This window comes from Paenirhodobacter populi, assembly GCF_004022215.1.
GTDB classification, from domain to species: Bacteria; Pseudomonadota; Alphaproteobacteria; order Rhodobacterales; family Rhodobacteraceae; genus Rhodobacter; species Rhodobacter populi.
Genome location: NZ_SAUZ01000064.1, coordinates 1 through 2,312, shown reverse-complemented (window position 1 = coordinate 2,312; position 2,312 = coordinate 1). Strand labels below are relative to the sequence as shown.

At 67.7% G+C, this 2,312-nt stretch carries 2 protein-coding genes; one reads left to right on the top strand and one right to left on the bottom strand.

Features of this window, described 5'->3' with window-relative positions:
- The coding region (locus D2T30_RS22770) for an IclR family transcriptional regulator (protein ID WP_164884411.1) at positions 1 to 731 on the bottom strand (731 nt) is incomplete at its 3' end.
- Positions 732 to 831: 100 nt separating this feature from the next.
- On the opposite strand from D2T30_RS22770, the gene D2T30_RS22765 reads away from it, so the two are divergent.
- Positions 832 to 2,307 carry an NAD-dependent succinate-semialdehyde dehydrogenase gene (locus tag D2T30_RS22765; protein WP_206613071.1) on the top strand — a complete coding sequence of 492 codons (1,476 nt, stop codon included), beginning with the start codon at positions 832 to 834 and terminating at the stop codon, positions 2,305 to 2,307.
- The last annotated feature ends 5 nt before the right edge of the window (positions 2,308 to 2,312 follow it).

Below are 2,312 nucleotides of genomic sequence, written 5' to 3'. Positions count from 1 at the left end.
GCGATGAGTTGTCCGAGGGTTTCTTGGACCTCTGGTCTGGCTTCCGCGCTGGTGAGGGAGATGGCGATGCCGGCGAGGGGTTTTTGTGCGGCGTTGAGGACGGCGGCGCCGAGGCAGATCATGCCTTCGCGGATCTCGCCGTTGTCGATGGCATAGCCGAGGGCGCGCCAGCGGGGCAGCTGCGCCTCGAAGGCGGCGGCGTCGGGGACGCTGTTGCGGGTGAAGGGCGGGTGCCAGGGGCCGGCCAGCCGGGCGCGGCGGTCCTCCTCGGGCAGGGCGGCGAGCATGGCCTTGCCGGTGGCGGTGAAGACGGCGGGCAGGTGCTGGCCCGCCTGGAAGGTGAAGCCGAGCGGCTTGTCCGCATTCTGGCAGGCCAGATAGACGACATTCGCCCCATCGAGCGCCGACAGCGTGACGGTATAGCCCGACAGCACCGCATCCTGCGCCACCAGAATGCGGAATTCCTGCACCAGCGAGGTGCGGCTGAGATAGGCCGAGCTCCAGCGCAGCGGCCGCGGCCCCGGCCCGTAGCCCGAGGGGCCGGGCCGCAACAGCCCCAGATCGGTCAGCGTCTCGCAGATGCCGTAGACCGAGCTTTTCGGCAGCCCCAGATCGCGGGCGATATCCGACACGCCCATCGGCCGCGGCGTATCGGCCAGCAGGTCCATGATCGCCACCGCCCGTTCGACCGCCGGCACCAGCCGTTTCTCGCTTCGCTCCGCGTCGGACAAGTCCGCCTCCCATGGTTCGGGCAAATCCGTTGACAATTCGTGCATACGGACGCATACATTTCATATCAGGAACGGCGTTCAATATACTGAACGACCTGAGATGCACAAGATCTACCGTGGGAGGCCCGACTTGTCCAAGCTGAAAGATCCGACCCTGCTGAAGGAGGCCTGCCTGATCGACGGCGCCTGGGTGCAGGCCGCCTCGGGCGAGACGATCGCGGTGACCAACCCGGCCGACGGCTCGGTCGTGGGCCGCGTGCCGCATCTGGCGGCGGAGGAGATCCCCGCGGTGATCGCGGCCTCGGCCGTGGCGCAGCGGGCCTGGGCGGCGCTGCCGGCGAAGGAACGGGCGGCGAAGCTGCGCCGCTGGTTCGACCTGATGATCGAGAATGTCGACGACCTCGGGCTGATCATGACGCTCGAACAGGGCAAGCCGCTGGCCGAGGCGAAGGGCGAGATCGCCTATGCCGCCTCGTTCATCGAATGGTTCGCGGAAGAGGCGAAGCGGATCTACGGCGACACGATCCCGGCGCCGAAGGCCGACCAGCGGATCACCGTGATCCGTCAGCCGATCGGCGTGACGGCGGCGATCACGCCGTGGAACTTCCCGGCGGCGATGATCACCCGCAAGGCGGCGCCGGCGCTGGCGGCGGGCTGCTCGATGATCGTGCGGCCGGCGGATCTGACGCCCTTGTCGGCGCTGGCGCTTGGCGAGCTGGCGAACCGCGCGGGGATCCCGGCGGGGGTGCTGCAGATCGTGACCGGCTCGGCCTCCAAGATCGGCAAGGTGCTGACCGACAGCGACGTGGTGCGCAAGCTGTCCTTCACCGGCTCGACCGAGGTGGGGCGTCTGCTGATGGCGCAATGCGCGCCGACGATCAAGAAGATGAGCCTTGAGCTGGGCGGCAACGCGCCCTTCATCGTCTTCGACGACGCCGATCTGGATGCGGCGGTCGAGGGCGCGATGGCGTCGAAATACCGCAACGCCGGGCAGACCTGCGTCTGCGCCAACCGGATCTACGTGCAGCGCGGGGTCTATGACGCCTTCGCGGCGAAACTGCAGGCGAAAGTGGCGGCGCTGAAGGTCGGCGACGGCACCGAGCCCGGCACCGACATCGGCCCGATGATCGAGCCGAAGGCGCTCGACAAGGTCGAGGATCACATCCGCGACGCGCTGGAAAAGGGCGCCGCGCTGGTGCAGGGCGGCAAGCGCCTCGGCGGTCTGTTCTTCGAGCCCGCGATCCTGACCGGGGTGACGCCGGCGATGAAGGTGGCCAAGGAGGAAACCTTCGGCCCGCTCGCGCCGCTCTTCGCCTTCGACACCGAGGAAGAGGTCGTGGCCATGGCCAACGACACGATCTTCGGCCTCGCCGCCTATTTCTACACCCGCGACCACGCCCGCATGGTGCGCGTCTCGGAAGCGCTGGAATACGGCATGGTCGGCCACAACACCGGCCTGATCTCCAACGAAGTCGCCCCCTTCGGCGGCGTCAAGCAATCCGGCCTCGGGCGCGAAGGCTCGAAATACGGTATCGAGGAATACCTCGAAATCAAATACATCTGCAGCGCCATCTAGGCGCT

What these genes read in the sequence shown, in the direction of transcription:
- D2T30_RS22765 (WP_206613071.1), top strand. Translation starts at nt 832, where the DNA reads ATGCACAAGATCTACCGTGGGAGGCCCGACTTGTCCAAGCTGAAAGAT.